This is a genomic window from Flavobacterium sp. UMI-01 (genome assembly GCF_019656315.1).
Classification (GTDB): domain Bacteria; phylum Bacteroidota; class Bacteroidia; order Flavobacteriales; family Flavobacteriaceae; genus Flavobacterium.
The window spans coordinates 22,431-42,766 of sequence record NZ_BPLU01000009.1 but is presented as its reverse complement, the minus strand read 5'-3'; the positions used below and the strand labels follow the sequence as shown (position 1 = coordinate 42,766).

At 35.4% G+C, this 20,336-nt stretch carries 17 protein-coding genes; 6 read left to right on the top strand and 11 right to left on the bottom strand.

What is annotated here, in order from left to right:
- Positions 1 to 76: 76 nt before the first annotated feature.
- The 7 genes from K5R64_RS06570 to argS all read right to left on the bottom strand — a co-directional run bounded on the left by K5R64_RS06570 (position 77) and on the right by argS (position 9,895).
- A complete protein-coding gene (locus K5R64_RS06570; protein ID WP_255580317.1) occupies positions 77 to 1,711 on the bottom strand; it encodes a tetratricopeptide repeat-containing sensor histidine kinase in 1,635 nt (544 codons plus the stop codon).
- 184 nt (positions 1,712 to 1,895) lie between these two features.
- Positions 1,896 to 2,282 carry a hypothetical protein gene (locus K5R64_RS06565; protein WP_220762033.1) on the bottom strand — a complete coding sequence of 129 codons (387 nt, stop codon included), beginning with the start codon at positions 2,280 to 2,282 and terminating at the stop codon, positions 1,896 to 1,898.
- 271 nt (positions 2,283 to 2,553) lie between these two features.
- The gene (locus tag K5R64_RS06560) at positions 2,554 to 3,441 is read right to left on the bottom strand and encodes a bifunctional 5,10-methylenetetrahydrofolate dehydrogenase/5,10-methenyltetrahydrofolate cyclohydrolase (protein ID WP_220762032.1); all 888 of its coding nucleotides are present in this window, start codon (positions 3,439 to 3,441) and stop codon (positions 2,554 to 2,556) included.
- 145 nt (positions 3,442 to 3,586) lie between these two features.
- Complete coding sequence (gene ffh, locus K5R64_RS06555) at positions 3,587 to 4,948, bottom strand: signal recognition particle protein (RefSeq protein ID WP_220762031.1); 1,362 nt, start codon at positions 4,946 to 4,948, stop codon at positions 3,587 to 3,589.
- A gap of 137 nt (positions 4,949 to 5,085) precedes the next feature.
- Positions 5,086 to 5,985: a mechanosensitive ion channel family protein gene (locus K5R64_RS06550; RefSeq protein ID WP_220762030.1), complete on the bottom strand. Its 900-nt coding sequence runs from the start codon at positions 5,983 to 5,985 to the stop codon at positions 5,086 to 5,088.
- A 2-nt stretch (positions 5,986 to 5,987) separates the two neighbouring features.
- Positions 5,988 to 7,874, bottom strand: coding sequence for a mechanosensitive ion channel family protein (locus K5R64_RS06545; protein ID WP_220762027.1), 1,887 nt, complete (start codon positions 7,872 to 7,874; stop codon positions 5,988 to 5,990).
- Positions 7,875 to 8,116: 242 nt separating this feature from the next.
- Positions 8,117 to 9,895, bottom strand: a complete 1,779-nt coding sequence (argS, locus tag K5R64_RS06540; RefSeq protein ID WP_220762025.1) for an arginine--tRNA ligase — start codon at positions 9,893 to 9,895, stop codon at positions 8,117 to 8,119.
- 439 nt (positions 9,896 to 10,334) lie between these two features.
- Between argS and K5R64_RS06535 the strand changes: the two genes are divergently transcribed.
- Together K5R64_RS06535 and K5R64_RS06530 are read left to right on the top strand one after the other, a co-directional pair.
- Positions 10,335 to 11,387, top strand: coding sequence for a restriction endonuclease (locus K5R64_RS06535; protein ID WP_220762023.1), 1,053 nt, complete (start codon positions 10,335 to 10,337; stop codon positions 11,385 to 11,387).
- Between the two features lie 286 nt (positions 11,388 to 11,673).
- The gene (locus K5R64_RS06530; protein WP_220762021.1) at positions 11,674 to 12,228 is read left to right on the top strand and encodes a hypothetical protein; all 555 of its coding nucleotides are present in this window, start codon (positions 11,674 to 11,676) and stop codon (positions 12,226 to 12,228) included.
- Positions 12,229 to 12,618: 390 nt separating this feature from the next.
- On the opposite strand, the gene K5R64_RS06525 is transcribed toward K5R64_RS06530, so the two are convergent.
- The 4 genes from K5R64_RS06525 to K5R64_RS06510 form a co-directional block, all read right to left on the bottom strand.
- Positions 12,619 to 13,626: a 3-oxoacyl-ACP synthase III family protein gene (locus K5R64_RS06525; protein WP_220762019.1), complete on the bottom strand. Its 1,008-nt coding sequence runs from the start codon at positions 13,624 to 13,626 to the stop codon at positions 12,619 to 12,621.
- Between the two features lie 291 nt (positions 13,627 to 13,917).
- Positions 13,918 to 14,862 carry an ABC transporter ATP-binding protein gene (locus tag K5R64_RS06520; protein WP_220762017.1) on the bottom strand — a complete coding sequence of 315 codons (945 nt, stop codon included), beginning with the start codon at positions 14,860 to 14,862 and terminating at the stop codon, positions 13,918 to 13,920.
- 172 nt (positions 14,863 to 15,034) lie between these two features.
- On the bottom strand, positions 15,035 to 15,733 hold the full coding sequence (locus K5R64_RS06515; RefSeq protein WP_220762015.1) for an OmpA family protein: 699 nt from the start codon (positions 15,731 to 15,733) through the stop codon (positions 15,035 to 15,037).
- Positions 15,734 to 15,749: 16 nt separating this feature from the next.
- Complete coding sequence (locus K5R64_RS06510; protein WP_220762014.1) at positions 15,750 to 16,226, bottom strand: lipocalin family protein; 477 nt, start codon at positions 16,224 to 16,226, stop codon at positions 15,750 to 15,752.
- A gap of 182 nt (positions 16,227 to 16,408) precedes the next feature.
- On the opposite strand from K5R64_RS06510, the gene htpG reads away from it, so the two are divergent.
- From htpG to K5R64_RS06490, 4 genes are all read left to right on the top strand, one after another.
- Entirely contained in the window at positions 16,409 to 18,295 is a 1,887-nt protein-coding gene (htpG, locus tag K5R64_RS06505; protein WP_220762013.1) for a molecular chaperone HtpG, read from the top strand.
- A gap of 508 nt (positions 18,296 to 18,803) precedes the next feature.
- Positions 18,804 to 19,145, top strand: a complete 342-nt coding sequence (locus K5R64_RS06500) for a type II toxin-antitoxin system RelE/ParE family toxin (RefSeq protein ID WP_220762012.1) — start codon at positions 18,804 to 18,806, stop codon at positions 19,143 to 19,145.
- Positions 19,146 to 19,147: 2 nt separating this feature from the next.
- Positions 19,148 to 19,438, top strand: a complete 291-nt coding sequence (locus K5R64_RS06495) for a helix-turn-helix domain-containing protein (protein WP_220762011.1) — start codon at positions 19,148 to 19,150, stop codon at positions 19,436 to 19,438.
- A gap of 248 nt (positions 19,439 to 19,686) precedes the next feature.
- Complete coding sequence (locus K5R64_RS06490; RefSeq protein WP_220762010.1) at positions 19,687 to 20,217, top strand: MepB family protein; 531 nt, start codon at positions 19,687 to 19,689, stop codon at positions 20,215 to 20,217.
- The last annotated feature ends 119 nt before the right edge of the window (positions 20,218 to 20,336 follow it).

Here is a 20,336-nt window from a genome sequence, read left to right as displayed (position 1 = left end):
AAGTCCAACAAATATAGGTATTCATCGACAAACTACAACACTATTTAAAAATGCTTTTAGAGGTAAACATTCAAAATTATTTGGCAATGGGCAACATCACAATCATTTTAGTACCTTGATTTAACTTCGTTTCGATATCAAATTGACCGCCATTTTTCTGAATCAAACTTTTACACAATTGCATCCCTAAACCTGTACCTACTCCTTCTTCTTTACCTTTTTTGGACAATAGCACTGTAGGTGCTAATAATTCCTGACGCTTACTTTCGGTCATTCCAGTTCCCGTGTCTTCGATAACCAAATGAGAAAATCCATCCTCAGTTGCTCTTGTATAAATAGAAACATTCCCGTTTTCGGGACAAAACTTTATGGCATTGTCAAGCAAGTTGCGAAGGATAATTTTGAAGGAATCCCCATCTACAAATACAAAAACAGATGCTGGAATAAGCTGTTTGAAAGTGATTGATTTGTTGAGCATTATGGGTTCGTAATTGAACGTAACATGTTTAACTAATGTTTGTAAATGTCCTGATTCTTGATAGAAAAAAGACTGTTGGGTTTGCAACAAAGCCCAATTCAAGAGATTATCTAACAAATTGTAGGCTCCAGTAGCAATGGCATTGTTGGTAATTAATTGGGTATCCAGCGCCTCGTAATTTTTGGTAGCCAAACTATTTTGAAGCTTGGAGTTACTGGATTTTAAAGCATTTACAGAAGAACGCAAATCATGGCTCACAATCGAAAACAATTTATCTTTGGTCGCATTCAAATCGTCTAAAACGGCTTTCTGTTCTAAAATGATTTTGTTGGTTTTAACTTTTTGACGATAAAAATAAACTCCTGTTCCTAACAACATCACCAATAAACCCGAAGAAAAGAGCAAGCTGTTTCGTTCCGTTTCTCTTAGTTGTTTTTCGGCAGCAAGTAAATCTAGCTGTTTTTGTTTTTGTTTGATGGCAAATTTCTTTTCTATTTGAGCAGTTTCCCAAATTTTATTTTGATTATTCATCGAATCCTTCAATTTATATCGTTCTTTGAGATACTTCAAAGCAGCTTTATAATTGAATCTATTTTCTTCGACCACAGCCATATTTTGAGCAGCTGTTTCTCTACTGCTAATTCCGATTCCGCCATCAATTCTCTTTGCTATTTGGTAGGCTTTTTCAAAATAAGGAATGGCTTTAGCATCCAAATACTGTTCGTAGTAAAGATTGGCAATATCATTATAGCAACTGAAAAGCATTTTTAAATTAGTACCTCTTTCGGCTAATGCAATACTTCTTAAAAAATAGTCTTCTGATTTTTCAAACTCTTTTAAAAACAAATAACAAAGTCCTATATCAACCGTTAAATTTATAACATCAATAGACGCTGGTATTTTATCTCCTAAATTTTCAATCTCTTTTAAAATGGCTAATGATTCTTTAAATTCTCTTAATTCAGTCATTGCCTGTCCTAATTTATATTGAGACAATTCATAAAATTGAAATTTATTTGAAACTAAATTAAATTCCTCCTTAGCTTGTTTGTAAAGATGTAAATGCATAAAGGCAAAACCTCTAAAAAAATGGCAATAATCAGCAATTTCCTGATTTGTATTCCCATTCAGTTGCTTCATGGCATAGAACAAAACCGAATTCCATTTTTTTTGGCGGTAGTAGTATTGTGCTTTTACAAAATTGGTATTCTCTTTATATTCTTTTGATTTCATTTTAATGGCAGCGAAAAATACAGCCTCCGATTTCTCTTCTTGAGCGAAAAGAATAAATGAAAACATTAAAAGCATTAGTATAAGCAGTTTACTTTTCAAAATCAGAATATTAATTGTTGACAATCAAAAAAACGTTCAATTAAAAAATTAATGGAACGTTTTTATTACTTAGTTTGTTCTTTATTTAAGGAGTAGTTTTTGTTGCTCGAGAAGTTTCTGGATCAAGATCTTTGAGGTAAGACACTACGGTTTCAATATTAGCAACGGTTGCTGAAGTATAATCTAGCTCTACATACCAAACGTTGCAACTTGTTGGTATTTCCTCTGTATAATCATAATCAAAATACAATTCTAATTGGTTTCCGTTTTCGGTAGGCGTTTCGACTCTAGGATTGGTAGTCACATTCGAATCGATGTATAAGGTCACTCTTATTTTTAATGTTTTAACACCATTAACTTCATAAAATTTAGCCGATACAAGTGGCGCTACAGGATAAGATACGGTTTTGTTATCAATAAAGACAAAGGGAACCGAATTGATTTGGGTGTTTTGTAACGTTGGATAATCCATTACGATAAAATTAGGGTTTATAATTAATTATTATTTATGTTTTAAAAACTCTAAATGCTTGTTTCTAGCCCCGATTGAAGCGGAAATCCTTATGGTGGCGGCCTTATGCCACCATAAGATTGAAGCGGAAAGCGGGACAATATTTTAAAAAAGCCCGATGCTTTTGCTCCAAACAAGCCCCGTAAAGATATTTTTTTTATTGTAAAAAAGGATAGGAAATTAAAAAAACAACATACATAAAAAAAACCTGCTTGAGGAGCAGGTTTTAAATTTATTGATTCTTTCTGGCTCTAATTTTTCGAGCCAAAAGTGTGTTTTTAAGCAACATGGCTATGGTCATTGGACCAACACCTCCGGGAACTGGCGTTATAAACGATGATTTTGGACTTACCTCAGCAAAATCAACATCCCCTTTAATCACATAGCCTTTAGGGTTTGAAGCGTCTTCTACTCTGGTAATTCCCACGTCGATAATCACAACACCGTCTTTGACCATATCTCCTTTTAAAAATTCTGGCACTCCCAATGCCGTAACGATAATATCGGCATTTTTGGTATATTCTGCCAAGTTTTTAGTTCTACTGTGTGTCAATGTAACTGTGGAATCCCCAGGATATCCTTTGCGGCTTAACAAAATACTCATAGGACGTCCCACAATATGACTACGACCAATAACAACGGTATGTTTTCCTGAAGTTTCTACTTTGTAACGCTCTAACAATTCCATTATTCCAAACGGAGTAGCAGGCAAGAACGTTTCCATTTCAAGCGCCATACGTCCAAAATTAGTTGGATGAAAACCATCTACATCTTTTTCAGGGTTGATAGCTAAAAGAATTTTTTCTTCATCGATATGTTTAGGCAATGGCAACTGAACGATAAATCCGTCTAGGTTATCATCTGTGTTCAATTCGTGGATTTTATCCAATAACTCTTGCTCTGTAATGGTATCTGGCATACTCACTAAGGTAGATTCAAAACCAATTTGTTGGCAAGAACGCACTTTGCTTCCTACATAAGTCAAACTGGCACCATCATTCCCAACAATTACGGCAGCTAAATGAGGTACTTTTTCTCCATTAGCCTTCATTTGCAGCACTTCAGCAGCAATTTCGTTTTTTATATCGTCTGATGTTTTTTTTCCGTCTAGTATTTGCATTGTTTTTTTGTTTAAAGTTTAGAAGCTTAGAAGTTTAAAATCTTGAATGATTTTAAAATAAACTTCATAGAACAATTAAGGTAATATTAAAAATTGGAGTTCAAAACTTTAAACTAATTTAAACTTTTAAACCTTGAACTAATTATTATCTCATTCCTGGCATTCCACCCGGCATTCCGCCTTTCATACCCCCCATCATTTTCATTAGGTTTTTACCTCCTGGCCCTTGCATCATCTTCATCATTTTGCTCATTTGGTCAAACTGTTTCATCAATTGATTTACTTGTTCCACTTTGGTTCCTGAACCTTTCGCGATTCGGGCTTTGCGTTTCACATCAATTATTGCAGGTTTTTTTCTTTCAATTGGTGTCATCGAGTAGATAATGGCTTCGATATGTTTGAACGCATCGTCTTCAATTTCTACATCTTTCATGGCTTTTGAAGCACCTGGTATCATTCCGACCAAGTCTTTCATATTACCCATTTTTTTCACTTGCTGAATTTGAGTTAGGAAATCGTCAAAACCAAATTCATTTTTAGCAATTTTCTTTTGTAATTTTCTGGCTTCTTCTTCGTTGAATTGCTCTTGTGCTCTTTCCACTAACGAAACAACGTCTCCCATTCCAAGGATACGTTCAGCCATACGCACAGGATAGAATACATCAATAGCATCCATTTTTTCACCTGTACCTACAAACTTAATCGGTTTGTTAACGACTGTTTTAATAGACAACGCCGCACCACCACGAGTATCTCCGTCTAACTTCGTTAGGATAACCCCGTCAAAATTTAAGATATCATTGAAAGCCTTAGCCGTATTCACCGCATCTTGACCGGTCATCGAGTCCACAACAAATAAGGTTTCTTGTGGTTTAATCGCATCGTGAACACGAGCAATCTCGTCCATCATTTCTTGATCTACTGCCAAACGACCAGCGGTATCGACAATCACCACGTTAAAACCATTGGCTTTAGCATGCTTGATAGCGTTTTGAGCTATTTCAACTGGATTTTTATTTTCTGGTTCTGAGTACACCTCAACACCAATCGAATCTCCTACTACATACAATTGTTGGATTGCAGCAGGACGATAAATATCACAAGCCACCAAAAGTGGTTTTTTACTCTTTTTTGTTTGCAAATAATTCGCCAACTTTCCAGAGAAAGTCGTTTTACCAGAACCTTGTAAACCTGACATCAAAATTACGGAAGGAGTTCCAGAAAGATTGACTCCTGCAACATCTCCACCCATTAACTCAGTCAACTCGTCTTTGACTAATTTCACCAACAACTGACCTGGTTGTAATGTCGTTAATACATCCTGACCAATGGCTTTTTCTTTTACTCGAGCCGTAAAATCTTTGGCAATTTTAAAGTTCACATCGGCATCAAGTAAGGCACGACGCACTTCTTTCAAGGTATCTGCAACGTTTACTTCGGTGATTTTTCCGTGTCCTTTAAGTATATGAAAGGCTTTGTCTAGTTTATCGCTTAAATTATCAAACATGTTATTGTTGTTTTTTAGGAAGTGCAAAGATAATACAAAGTTCCTTAGGTACAAAGGTTCTAAGTTTCAAAGACAAACAAAAAAACTGCCTCAAAACGAGTTTGAAGTCGCCTTATTTCATCTTGCTGATAAGAAATCTATTTTTTGATATTCACATTCAAATCAGGCGCTTCCACCAGATGAAAAGTGGCCGAAGCAAATTTAACCGCTCCATTTGTCGCTTCAAAAGCACTCAAAATTTGGGTAAACAATTCGGTTTTAGTGGCCCGTCTTTTTTTATACCCCACCACATAACGCAAGGTAAATTCCACCCAATTATCATTTGCAATAAGCGAAACCATAGGTTCTGTTTGCGCATCCTCTAATCGAAATTTATTTTGCATTTCGCTCCATTTTTCTCGCGATTGCTGGGTCAAATCTCCAGCTACATTTTTTCCTATTTCCAACAAAATAGTCTTAGCCTTTTCATAATCGCTACCGTACTGAACAGGTACTTTTATTTCGTCCCATAAAAACGGAAAATTCCCAGAATAATTAAAAACCGGTTCTTTGAACACATAACTATTGGCTATCAAAACGATTCTTCCGTTGTACAAATCGCCATCTACCCATTGTCCTGTTTCCATGATGGTAGTGCGCAAAACTCCAATATCCATCACATCGCCTTTGATACCTCCCAGCTGCACACGATCACCTGTTTTATAAAAATCGCCAAACATAATGGCTAGCCAACCCGCAAAGGAAGCAATCACCTCTTGCAAGGCAAAAGCAATTCCCGCACCTGCAACTCCTAAAGCTACTGTTAAACCACCAAGTCTATCACTGAAAACTACAGTAACCAACACAATAGTTAATAGATAACCCGCATAATTGCTAATCTTTTTAGCCCTATAACTATTGTCATTCCCCTGAATCCTTGACAACAAATTGCGTTGTATCAAGCGCACAACGAGCCAAATAACAACAATCCCAATAACTATGGTAGAAATTTTGCCTACTGTGGGGTCAAATAAATATTTTTCAATCGATTCATTCATAATTATTCCTCTTTAGATACCGTCACATTAAATTTAGGCGCTTGATAGTTCTTATCCAAATAATCCTCAGGAATTGTGGTATGACTTCCATCCCTTGCTGCTCTATAGTGCGGTGACAATATTTCGATACCATTTTCATTACAACAATCCTGAATATTGGCATGCAATAGCGAATAAATCAGTGCTTGTTTACTCACCTCTTTGGTATAGGCATTGATTTGATACGACACATAAAAATCCTCCAAACTGGTTTGCAAAACAAATGGAGCAGGTGTTTTCTGAATCCATTCAGTACGTTCAGCGGCTTCTATTAAGGTTTGATGCATCTTTTTCCAAGGCACATCATAGCCTATGGTTACCGTGGTATGCAAAATCAAACCATTTGTAGGAGCGTCACTGCTATAATTAATCGTATGACTATTCATTACCGTCGAATTGGGTATAGAAATAATTTCATTTTTGGTCGTTCTCACTCGGGTAACCAACATCGATTTTTCGATTACATCGCCAAAAACTTCTCCAATTTTAACTCTATCCCCAATTTTGAACAATCGCATATACGTCAACACCAATCCTGCTACAACATTCGATAAAGAACCCGACGAACCAAAGGTAAACAACACCCCTAAAAATACCGAAACCCCTTGAAAGACGGGCGAATCACTTCCTGGCAGATACGGAAAAATGACAATTCCCATGAAAGCATACAGTATCACTCTAATGATTTGATAGGTAGGATTGGCCCAATCAGGATAAAATCCCGAAAGTTGTAATTTTTCATTTTCCACTTCTGATTTCAAAAAATGGATAAAACGAAGCACGTATTTAAAAAATAACACGATTACAATAATCGTAATTAAATTAGGCAAATAATTCCATACCCCAAGAACTATTTTTTTAGCAGGACTTTTGATGTATTCGATAAGCGAATAGGTAAAATGTTTGGTCCATGGAAAAATCCCAAACAATACAGGCAAAGCCAAATAAATTGCCAATAATATCAATACCCATTTTACAAAGTTACTTAGTCTGACAAACACCTTAACTTGTTTGCTTGCGTCATACAACGTATAATTTTTTATGGTAATTCCTTTTAGCAATTTTCCCTCTTGACTGCTAATTTTTGCATTCAATAGGTCAAATCCTTTTCTAATGAAACGAATAATTCCAAAAACCACCACAATAACTAAAAGTGCCAAAGCTATTTCTTTGGCCAAAGTCTCAAAACTGGTTTCCGACTGGTACTTAATTACCGCATCTTCGATAATTCCCTTGTATTTTTGTGCCAAGGCTTTTTTAGTGGTATTGTTCCAAATAGCATCGTTTTCAGAAATACTGATGATGATGCTTTCGCCAAAAATCAAATCAACAGTACTCTCCGATTCCACCACCTGTAGCGACTCTTTTTTAAACTGATAATTTTCGGCTAGTTTTTCGATTCTATTCGAAATGGCCACTGCTCTATCTTGGATGGAAAAACTCCCTAATTTGCTGTAGATTACAAATAAAGTGTCGCTAAAAAAACCTTTAACAGGAAACGATTTTGCCGTTTTTCGCAAAGAATCAATAGCTCTTTTTTTGGCCTCAAAACGTTGGGTTTCTTTTTCTGAAATCTCATTTAACTGATTCAGCAATTTAGATTTCTGAATATTGTCTGTTGTACTGAGTTTCTCTAATTGACTTTGCAATTTAGCCTGCTTTATGGAATCGTCAACGCGCTGTTGTTCTAGCACTTTCAGCTTTTGATTGTAGGCCGTTAACACAGCCGAATTGGCCGAATCCACTTGTTTGGACAAAACCACCTTTTGATTTTCTTTTGACTCCTCTTTATTTTGGGCATAACCAATAGGCACTAACAACAAAAGAAGAAGATGAAACATTAATTTCATAAAACAACAATTAAATTTTTGGATTCTTTTTTAAAAACAACTACTTCAAAACATTTCTGCACAAACTAGACACGAATCGTTCTTTGCGTAGTATCAAAAGTAACTTATTTCACCGACAGTTAGTTTCAACCATAAAAAAAGATTAACCCGAAATCTTCCGAATTAATCTTTTTATTAACTTCTCAATATTTACCACTTTTACTAGAAAAATGATTTTTTAGAGACTTTTATTTTATCAAAAATTACATTCTCTCAGGAACATTAATCCCTAATAAACTAAAAGCATCCGCTATCGTGTCGGCTACTCGCTTAGAAAGTTGCACTCTGAATATTTTTTTGTTTGATTCGGCTTCACCAAGGATAGGCACCGCTTGGTAAAACGAGTTGTACTCACGCACCAAATCATAGGTATAATTGGCAATCAAAGCAGGGCTGTGATTCTGAGCTGCGTTTTGAATCACTTCAGGAAACAACTCCAATTGCTTGATTAATTCCTTTTCTTTTTCATGCAAATCCACTACAGTTGAAGCGACACTAAAATCAAAATCAGCTTTGCGAATGATAGATTGAATGCGGGCGTAAGTATATTGAATAAAAGGCCCTGTATTTCCAGCAAAATCAACCGATTCTTCTGGGTTGAACAGAATTCGTTTTTTAGGATCTACTTTTAAGATATAATATTTCAAAGCCCCTAAACCGATGGTTTTGTACAACTTCATTTTTTCGTCGTCTGAATAGCCTTCGAGTTTTCCTAATTCTTCCGAAATTTTTTGAGCGGTATCGGTCATTTCCTGCATCAAATCATCGGCATCGACTACAGTTCCTTCTCGTGATTTCATTTTACCCGATGGCAAATCTACCATTCCGTACGAAAGGTGGAATAAGTTAGCCGCCCAGTCAAAACCTAGTTTTTTCAAAATCAAAAACAACACCTTAAAGTGGTAATCTTGCTCATTCCCCACCGTGTAAACGATTCCGCCTACATCCGGCATATCCTTCACACGTTGAATCGCAGTCCCAATGTCCTGTGTCATATAAACCGCTGTCCCGTCAGAACGCAACACGATTTTACGATCCAGTCCTTCGGCAGTCAAATCAATCCAAACCGAACCATCAGGGTCTTTTTCAAAAATCCCTTTTTCCAGTCCCATTTGGACAACATCTTTCCCTAATAAATAAGTATTGCTTTCGTAGTAATAGCTATCAAAATCAACACCCATAGCCATATAAGTAGCTGCAAAACCATCATACACCCATTGGTTCATAGTTTTCCAAAGTGCAATCACTTCTTCATCACCAGCTTCCCATTTCAAAAGCATTTCTTGAGCTTCTAGAATAATAGGTGCTTGTTTTTTAGCTTCTTCTTCGGTTTTTCCTTCCGCCATCAATTGATTGATTTGCTCTTTGTACGCTTTATCAAAAGCCACATAAAAGTTACCAACTAATTTATCTCCTTTTAAACCTGAAGTTTCTGGGGTTTGGCCTCCGCCAAATTTTTGCCAAGCCAACATCGACTTACAGATGTGAATTCCTCTGTCGTTGATGATTTGGGTTTTATATACTTTTTTACCCGAAGCCTTGATAATCTCCGCTACAGAGTATCCTAATAAGTTGTTACGTACGTGTCCTAAATGCAGTGGTTTATTGGTATTAGGTGACGAATATTCAACCATTACTGCTTTGTCATCTGGACTTGGGGTTACAAAACCATAATTTTCTACAGCTTTGATTTCGTTGAAGAAATTCAAATAATACGCATCCGAAATCACGATATTCAAGAACCCTGAAACCACATTAAATTTGGCTACCTCCGTCACATTTTCGACTAAGTAGTTCCCAATTTTATTTCCTAATTCTACAGGGTTGCTTTTTACCAATTTCAATAACGGAAAAATCACCATCGTAATATCGCCTTCAAACTCTTTACGAGTGGCTTGAAACTCCACTTTTTCAATAGTAACCTCAAATAAATCTTGAACCGCTTTCTGGATAGAAGGCGTTAGAATTTCGGATAATGTCATTTTGTTGCTTTTTTAATGGCTGCAAATATAGGCATTATGGACCAAATGGGAAAAGAGTGCTGCGTTATTTGTTCAGGGTTCTAAGGGAAGGAAAATTAAAGAAAACTGACCTAGCCGATTGTCATTTCAAACGCTTTACTTCTTTTTTGGAGCAGACCGATTCGTGCACCTTATTTGCGATTGTTCCTGCTCTCCGCTCTATCTCTTGTGCCTGCTATCGCTGCACAAGAGGATGCCGCTTCGATCAGGGCTACAAATGGCGTTATTATTTTTAAATTAGCTTAAATAAATTTGTAAGAAAAAATGAATATATTAGCCGTAGCAATAAAACGCAACTAGAATTGAGTCTGTCTTACCAAAATTGGTTTTATAGGCTCAGATTAGAGAATGAAAACTGAGGATATAAATAAGTTAGGCGCAATTTAAAAAAAATCAAAAAATGACAGTTAACTGGGAAAAAATTTCTCCTGAAAGATTTGAACAATTATGTTCTGATATAATGAGAAGTGAAGGCTTTTATAACATAAGAAGAATGGGGGGATCAGGCGATCGAGGTCGTGATATTACGGCTCAAAAGCAAACGCAACTATTCTTTGGTTCAAAAGAAACTCAAAATTGGATAATTCAGTGTAAAAGATTGGTAAAAACAAATCTTTCGATTGATGATTTAAGTTCAGAACTGAATAAAATTAGAATGCACAAAATAGATTATTATTTAGTTATTCTGTCAAATACTTTGAAGCCAAACGTTGTAGATTGGATAGATGGAATAAGAAAAGACTTTCCATTTAAAATTTTAGTAAACGATATTGATTGGCTCGAAAGCCAATTAAAAAGAGAACCAAGTCTGTACAAATTTTATTTCAAAAATGAAGAACGTAGCGAACAAATTTATTCAATAAAAAACTCCACCGATTTACAAATCTACACTGCTGGTAAAATGCCATCTGTAGCTTTAAGAGGAGAAATTACAAAATGGAGACATGATTTAGAATTAAATTCTTCTAAACTAAAGAATAAAATTGGTTTTTATCATCCCGAGTTTGCTGGTTGCGATCACACAGGAATTTATTTATCAGAAACAGTCCAGTCAGATTTTAGAATGATATCGCAATCAAATCTTTTAGTTGCATATTTAGAAGACAAGCAACAATTTGGTACAATAACAGAAATTATGATAGCTTATTCAATGAATAAACAAATAGCAATATTTATTGATGAGAGTATCAAAACTGAAATTACCGTACCAGAAATGGAAAATGAAGATTCTGTAAATTCTAAATATTATGAACAGGTATATGATAAAGTTTTTAAAACAAATCATTCTTGCCCTTGTGACTTAATGAATGAATTAAAACCAATTCATTTGAATGAATACTGGTTTATGATTGAATTCTTGAGTATAAGACAACCTGATACATTTATTAAAATGACAAATTCTGTAAACGTTACTAATGATATCATTGAATACCTAAAAGAATTTGAGAAATAACAAACTGCCCCTAACACAAGTAGCCGTTTTACTACCCCTATAAAAAATTAGGATCTAAAAAATAATCATATAAACAAGCTCGTTTAAGCTCCCAAAACTTCTAAAGAAAAAATCATTTGACTACGAGGAATTCCTGTGATATACCGCACCCTTAAATACACAACTTTTCTTACTAACAATAAAAGTATTTACTTATATTTGACTGAAATAAATGTTAGTTTTTCACAGACTGACATTAGCAGTAATGCCCTTAACTAAACATTAAACCAATTAATTTTTTTTTAAAATGAATAAATTTTTTTTTGTCATCTTACTAATTTGCTCCAATATTACATCCGCACAAATGGAAAACTTTACGCTTAGCAATCGTCAAGTAACTTGGAATAAAGTATTTGAAACTCCAAAAACGAAAGAAATAATAAAAACTGAAATAGAGAATAGGAACAATCTGAAGATAACCAGCATAACTGATAATTCAATCATCGGAGAATTTTCAAATTTAATTATGGATTATAAAAAAGCTGGATTTTCCTATATGGGAACTCCTATTATTTTGAATGAAACGAATAAGTTCAGCGGTTCATTCAAAATTGAATTTAAAGAAAATCGTTATCGAGCTACAATTTGGAATTTGAGTTCAAAAGGCATGAGTACTACTTTTTACGGTGGCGGTTTAGGTTTAGGCTCAGAAATTACCACTTCACTAGAACAGCTGCTTTTGAAAAATAACAGAGAAGAATTTCGTAAAAATGCTTATAAAGTCAATGGCAAAATTATTGACACAACTTTCATTACATTAATGGATTATACTGTTGAAGCTATAAAAAATGACAAATGGTAAGAACTAGCACTACTGGTAATCGAGAAGGCGGGTCCGCCCGGAACTAACAGACTGCGCCTCTCACCCACTCCCGAAACTTCGGGATAAGCGAGCTTTGTTTTTGTACTATATTGTAGTTTGCGAAAATAACGAGGCTTAAAAATGCGGTTTTGAAGTCGTAAAAAGTCATTTTAGTGTAGTTGATTCCAGTCCTACAGACACATAACCGGATGAGATTAGCTCCGCTTGTCGACTATTGCTCAAGTCTCCTTGCCCAAAATAAAAAAAATTGCAGTAAATACCCTTTAAAAACAAAAACGTCCGTTTACCTTTTAAACCCTTAAACAATTAAACCTTTAAACTCTTAAACTCTTAAACTTTTAAACCCTTAAACAATTAAACCCTCAAAATCTACCACTTAATAATCGCACTCGCCCAGGTAAAGCCACTACCAAAAGCCGCTAAAACAACGGTATCCCCTTTTTTTATTTTACCTAGTTCCCAAGCTTCAGTCAAAGCGATAGGCACAGAGGCTGCAGTGGTGTTTCCGTATTTTTGAACATTGTTGTGTACTTGGTCGTCTGAGAGTCCAAATTTTTGTTGGATGTACTGAGAGATTCTAAGATTAGCTTGATGCGGAATCAGCATATCAATATCCGAAACGGTTAAATTATTGGCATTCAAGCCTTCGTTAATAACTTCACTAAAACGAACTACCGCATTCTTAAACACAAATTGTCCGTTCATATACGGGTAGTAACTTTCGTCTTCGGGATTGTTATCGTCGAGTATGTCCGTCACCCAACGTCCGCCCATTCCTGGGGCTTTCAAAACCAGTTCTTCGGCATGAACGCCTTCAGAGTGTAAATGTGTCGAAAGGATTCCTTTGGTCAAATCCGTTTCTTGACTCAAAACTGCAGCTCCTGCTCCATCACCAAAAATCACCGAAACCCCGCGTCCTCGAGTAGTCATGTCCAAACCTGTTGAATGCACTTCGGAACCAATAACTAGAATATTTTTATACATTCCTGTTTTGATATACTGGTCGGCTACTGACAACGCATAGATAAAACCCGAACATTGATTACGAACATCTAAGGCTCCAACTGTGCGCAAACCCAAATCACGTTGCACCAACACCCCCGGACCTGGGAAATAATAATCGGGACTCAAGGTGGCAAAAACCACAAAATCGATAGCTTCCTTAGCCACACCAGAACGCTCAATAGCGATTTCAGCTGCTTTGACTCCCATTGAGGTGGTGGTATCTTCTCCCCTTACTATATGACGTCGTTCTTGAATCCCAGTGCGCTCCTGAATCCACGCATCATTCGTATCCATAACTTTTGACAAATCATCATTGGTCACCACATTAGAAGGAACATAAAAACCTAAACCTGATATTTTGGAATGAAACATAGTTGTAAGAATAAAAAATTAGTACCACACAAATTACTACTTTTTATGCAATTATGAACTTTAATTTTAAAATTGATTTTAATGGGACGCGGATGAAACGGATTAGCTAAAGCTAAAACACTGATGAAAACTGATTTTTTTCTTTACAATCTTGGCTTCCCCTCGGTGAAAATCTTTGTGGTAAATCATGGAACACAGATTAGAGAAATTGAATAAATCTAAGAAATCTAATAAATCTTTGTGCCTTAGCGTCTTTGCGGTGTGAAAAAATGAGCCTCCATCCAATAAAAACTACGCAATCATCAACCGCACTTCTTGATTGGGTGTTAGAGCGGTGTCGTGTTCAAAGAAAATAACCTTTCTGTTAAAAACAGCTTTAATGAGATAATAACTTCCTTTGAAATAAGATTGTTTCACCACCACTTGCATCAAGCCATTCTCAACAACTTTGAGTTGATGCGGATACAATAAGACTTGTTCATCGATACCATCAACCACTACAAGATCTGACAATTGCAATTCGTTGATTTCACCAAAGAGAGAAGCCACATACTTATTAATAGGGTTTTCGTATAAACTTTGAGAATCGGCCATATCGATGATTTCACCTCGATGCAACACGAGGGTTCTATCAGCAAAGGAAAGCGCATCAGTACTGTCATGAGTAGCTACCAAGCACGTAATTTCTTTTGCCTTTAAATAAGAAAACAAATTGCGACGTAGCGCGTTTTTTCTAAAATTATCAATATGACTAAACGGTTCGTCTAGCAATAATATTTCAGGTTCTAAGGCCAATGCTCTCGCTAACGCCACACGCTGTTGCTGTCCTCCACTCAAATATTTTGCCTTGACATCAGCGTAATCCGTCATTTCAACAATCGCTAACAATTCCTGAATTCGGGCTTCTTTCTGTTCCATGTGAATGTTAGACAAAAACTTGCCTACATTTTCCGCAACCGTAACATAAGGCATTAAATCAAAGTCCTGAGAGAGGTATTTGATAAAGGGCATTCCGGGAACCAAATGAAATTTAGGCCCCAACACTTCCTGTTCTTTCCAAAAAATCGTTCCTTCATCTAAATCATACAAACCGTAGATCAATTTTAGCAACGTGCTTTTTCCACAACCACTTTCGCCTATTACGGCTATGTTTTCTCCTTTTTCTATAGTGAAATCAATATTTTTTAAGATTGGTTTATCCGTATAAGCAAAGGATATATTTTGGACTTGAAGCATTGTAATGTATTATTTTTTGAGTGTGCAAAGATAGATTTCTTTCATCAAATACGGTGCATAACCCTATAAGATTTCCAAATATCAAAGCACAACTTATCTTTGAAATGTTCTCATAAAAAAAGGATTTTCAGTAGTTTGAAAATCCTTTTAATCTTTATAGCTAAAGCTGTTTTTATTGTTTGTTCGCTTCTTTTTGCGCGTCTTCTAACATTTTCTCATTTGCAGTAATAGCAAACTCTACACGACGGTTTTTACTTCTACCTTCAGCAGTTCCGTTATCACCAATTGGATCAGCAATTCCTAAACCTGTAACTGTAAATCTTGAAGATTTTAATCCTTTTGAAGCCAAATAACTTTTTACCGAAGCCGCTCTTTCTCCTGATAATTTCAAGTTATAATCAGCAGAACCTGTACTATCAGTGTAACCAAAGATAGTAATATTAGTATCAGCATACTCTTGAAAAACAGGAACTAATTTATCCAAATTCGCTTTTGCAGTAGCTGTCAAAGTAGATTTATTGGTATCAAAACGTACTGCATTTTCATTCAACACTAATTTGATTCCTTCCCCTACTCTTTCTACTTCTGCACCAGGTAGCGCTTGGTCAATTTGGCGTGCTTGTTTGTCCATTTTGTTACCAATAACACCACCAGCAACTCCACCTACAACACCACCAAGTACAGCACCCATGGCACCATTACCACCTTTACCCAGGTTATTTCCTAAAACGCCACCAATAACCGCACCGGCTACAGCACCGATACCAGCACCTCTTTGCGTTTTATTTGTATTTTTAATGGATTCACAACTTGTAAATACGGATCCAACTGACATTACCAATGCCAAAGCTATAATTGAAAACTTTTTCATACTCTTTTTATTTTAATTAATTTGTTTTTTGAAATTGATACACAACATCAGTCATTTTTCCTCCTACATTGATTTTATCAATCAATTGGAAAGAAGTTTCTGTTTGATTAGCTACCGTCAAGACATAGCCGTCTCTTACTTTTTTAGCTTTTTCACCCGCATTTAAAACTTTCAAGACAAATTGCCCTTCTTGATTTACAAACCAAGTAATAGGCGAACTGAAAGCCGCACAATTGGCACTAGTTAAATCCATTGTTCCTTTATTATTATTGGAAACCAACTTCCAAGCACTTCCTTCAAAACATTTTGAATCTGCTAGTTGAAATGAATTCACTTTGATATAATCAGAACCTGGATAGGTTACCGAAGTAATGACCCAGTTCCCTTTCATTGCAACTTCTGATTTTTTATCCAATTTGGTATTGGTAATCGAACTTGTTTTACAAGCAAACAGCATTAAAGACATAGCGCCGATTAAAATAATTTTTTTCATTAGGATATCATTTTATAGTTAAACTCACACAAAGATACAACCATCCCTATTAATTAAGTTTCAAAATTCCCTTTTTTTATTCCAATATTTTCAGTACGCCATTTTGTCACCTTGATTACAATTGGTATTTTATTTGACTATAACCGATTTAGATTGTAAAACCCATTATAAAAATTTTAAATATGACAACAGGAAAAATTAATGTTTCAGTAGAAAACATCTTCCCATTAATCAAGAAGTTCCTTTATAGTGATCACGAGATTTTCTTACGTGAATTAATTTCGAATGGGACAGATGCAACCACTAAGTTAAAACACCTCATCAGTATTGGCGAAGCCCAAGTTGAATATGGCAATCCCATTATTGAAGTAAAAATTGACAAAGAAGGCAAAAAACTGCACATTATTGACCAAGGTATTGGTATGACAGCTGATGAAGTAGAAAAATACATTAATCAACTGGCTTTTTCTGGTGCTGAAGAATTTTTAGAAAAATACAAAGACACCGCTAAAGACTCTGGCATCATTGGTCATTTTGGTCTTGGATTCTACTCTGCCTTTATGGTCGCTTCCAAAGTGGAAATTATCACCAAATCATACAAAGACGAGCCAGCAGCACACTGGATTTGCGACGGAAGTCCTGAATTTTCATTAGAACCTGCTGACAAAACTTCAAGAGGTACTGAAATCATCTTACACATCGCCGAAGATTCATTAGAATTTTTAGAAGAATTTAAAATTCGTGAACTTTTAAACAAATACAATAAGTTCATGCCTATTCCAATTAAATTTGGAACCAAAAAAGAAACACTTCCTAAACCAGAAGATGCTCCTGAAGATTATACTCCTGAGACTATCGAAGTGGACAACATCATCAACAACACCAATCCTGCATGGACTAAAGCGCCAACAGAATTAACCGATGAGGATTACAAAGGTTTCTACCACGAAATGTACCCAATGCAGTTTGAAGAGCCTTTATTTCACATTCATTTGAATGTTGACTACCCATTCAACCTTACTGGTATTTTGTATTTCCCAAAATTAGGGGCTGACATGCAAATCCAAAAAGACAAAATTCAGTTGTACCAAAACCAAGTGTATGTTACCGATAACGTAGAAGGAATTGTACCTGAATTCTTGACGATGTTGAAAGGAGTTATTGACTCTCCAGACATTCCATTGAACGTGTCTCGTTCTAGCTTACAAGCGGATGGTGCAGTGAAAAAGATTTCCAACTACATCACCCGTAAAGTCGCTGATAAATTAAAATCACTTTTCAATGAAAACCGTGCTGAATTTGAAAAGAAATGGAACGATATCAAAATCGTGTTGGAATACGGAATGCTATCCGAAGACAAATTCTACGAAAAAGCAGGTGCTTTTGTATTGTACCCAACCGTTGATGACAAATTCTTCACGTTAGAGGAACTTAAAGAAGCAATCAAAGAAAAACAAACAGACAAAGACGGTAAAACCGTAGTACTGTATGCAGGAAACAAAGAAGCACAACATTCGTACATCGAAATTGCACAAGAAAAAGGATACGAAGTACTATTATTAGACTCACCTATCATTGCGCACTTGATTCAAAAAATTGAGAGCGACAATAAAGATTTGACTTTTGCTCGTGTGGATGCTGATCATATTGACAACTTAATCAAAAAAGAAGAAGCTGCCATTTCAAAATTATCAGAAGACGAACAAAACAACTTAAAATCAGTTGTTGAAGCCATCGTTCCAAAACAAAACTATACAGTTCAATTACAAGCTTTGGACAGTCAAGCCGCGCCATTTATCATCACGCAACCTGAGTTTATGCGTCGTATGAAAGAAATGAGTCAATCCGGTGGTGGCGGAATGTTCGGAATGGGCAACATGCCAGAAATGTACAATTTAGTGGTGAACACCAACTCTGAATTGGCCAGCAGTATTTTGAACAACACTGATAAAACCGCTCAAGAAAGTTTGGTAAAACAAGCCCTTGATTTGGCTAAACTATCTCAAAACTTATTAAAAGGTGAAGCCTTGACTGCCTTCGTAAAACGTAGTTTTGAATTGATTAAATAAATAGAGAACCCATTTTATGGCATAAAATGGCGTGAATCGCTTATTCCGAACTTGTTTCGGAATCTTCAAGAATAACAAAACCAACCTGCTAGTGCAAACTGGCAGGTTTTTTTTTGTATTGAAGCAGAACGATTTGGTTTCTATTGATTAACTCTCCCGCTATTCGTTACAATCTCTTGTATTTGCTATCGCCATACAAGAGGATTTTCACTGCTATCGGGGCTAAAAATCATGGTTATTTTACTCAATTACGGTTTGCTGTTCTAATGTGTCTAAAAAAGAATATGTTTTTGAAAAGTATCAAAAGCAAACTTAAGTTAATTCTTAATTTTAATTATATTTGAAAACAAATGAAATGCAACTCAATTTCTTAAATCTAGACTAAAAATAGTTCGATTACCGCAATTGAGTTGAAGATATTTATGAGTTGGCAGATATAGCACCGCCGGACTAAAATAAACAACTAAAAATTTGGAAATAAAGTAACTTTTAAGTTACCTTTGAAAAAATGAAAGTACGTGAAGTTATAGCATTTGAAAATCACTTTGAAAGTTTTCTCTTAGAACAACCAAAAAAGGTTCAAGATAAAATATTCAAAATAATTGAAGCTATCGAAACTTTAGAAAGAGTTCCTTCAAACTATTTAAAATCAATGGAAGGAACAAACGGCTTATATGAAGCACGAATCCAACTTGGTTCTAATATCTGGAGAGTGTTTTGTTTCTTTGACAATGGAAAACTTGTGATTCTGTTAAATGGATTTCAAAAGAAAACGCAGAAAACACCAAAAAATGAAATTGAAAAAGCTTTGGGCTTAATGACAAAATATTACAATGAAAAATCTAAATAATTATGGAAACTAAAAGTTGGAAAGAAATTAAAAATAATGTTTACGGTGAAAAAGGAACCGAAAGACGTGACGAACTTGAAAGAGAATTCCAAGGTTTTAAAATTGGTTTACTTTTGAAAAAAGCTCGTGAAGAAAAGCATTTGACGCAAACTGAATTGGGCGAATTAGTTGCAAAAAAAAGAGAATATATATCTAGAATTGAAAATAACGGAAGTAATTTAACTCTTAAAACTTTATATGACATAGTTGAAAAAGGACTTGGAGGAAAAGTAAAAATCCAAATCGAACTATAAAGCTACATCTGCCAACACACGTAGCCGTTGCACCCCCCACAAGAATTTAGGATTCAAAAATAAAGAGCCTTAAAAGTGCAGTTTCCAGGTTGTAAAAAGCCCCCCCTTTTCGACTGTGCCTAAACATTATTATAAGTGCTTCGCAAACGTCTCTGATTTTGCGCAATTTTAAAAGTTCCTTACTAACGAAATTATCCCCAAAGTCTCCTGACAATGCAAAGCGGAATAACATAATAGTGACAGCATAAATGACAACAGAAAACACTTTGACGCTTTTAAACTCAATTTACAGCGACCTAAAAATCGCAAAAGAATTAGTATATGACAAATGTGATTTTGAATTCAAAAACTTGATACAAAACTCAGAAAGCAAAGAATATGGAGCTTGTACTTTTGTCCTCAACGGCAAGAGAATTGAACAACGAATTTCTAAAATGACTCCAACAAAAACAGGGCAGTTTGTAACGATTTGGAAACGAAACAAAAAAGGAATAACAAAACCATTTGACAATACGGATCCTTTTGATTTTGTAATTATTACAACTAGGTATAACGAAAACTTTGGACAGTTTATTTTTCCAAAATCGGTTCTAGCGGATAAAGGTATAATAACTCAAAACAGCACAGAAGGCAAACGTGGCATTAGAGTTTATCCACCTTGGGACATTACCACAAATAAACAAGCTCAAAAAACACAACATTGGCAAACTAAATATTTTTTGACAATCAAGAATGACAACTCCACCAACCTGGATTTGATAAAAAAATTACTAGCTTAAATACCCCACACTTCAAAAGAACCCATCTGTATCACTAGCATCGAGCAACTACCCTAAAATTCTAAGCAAGTCAAAATCAGAAAACTTTAGGCTATAGGTCATTTTGTTTTATGGACATG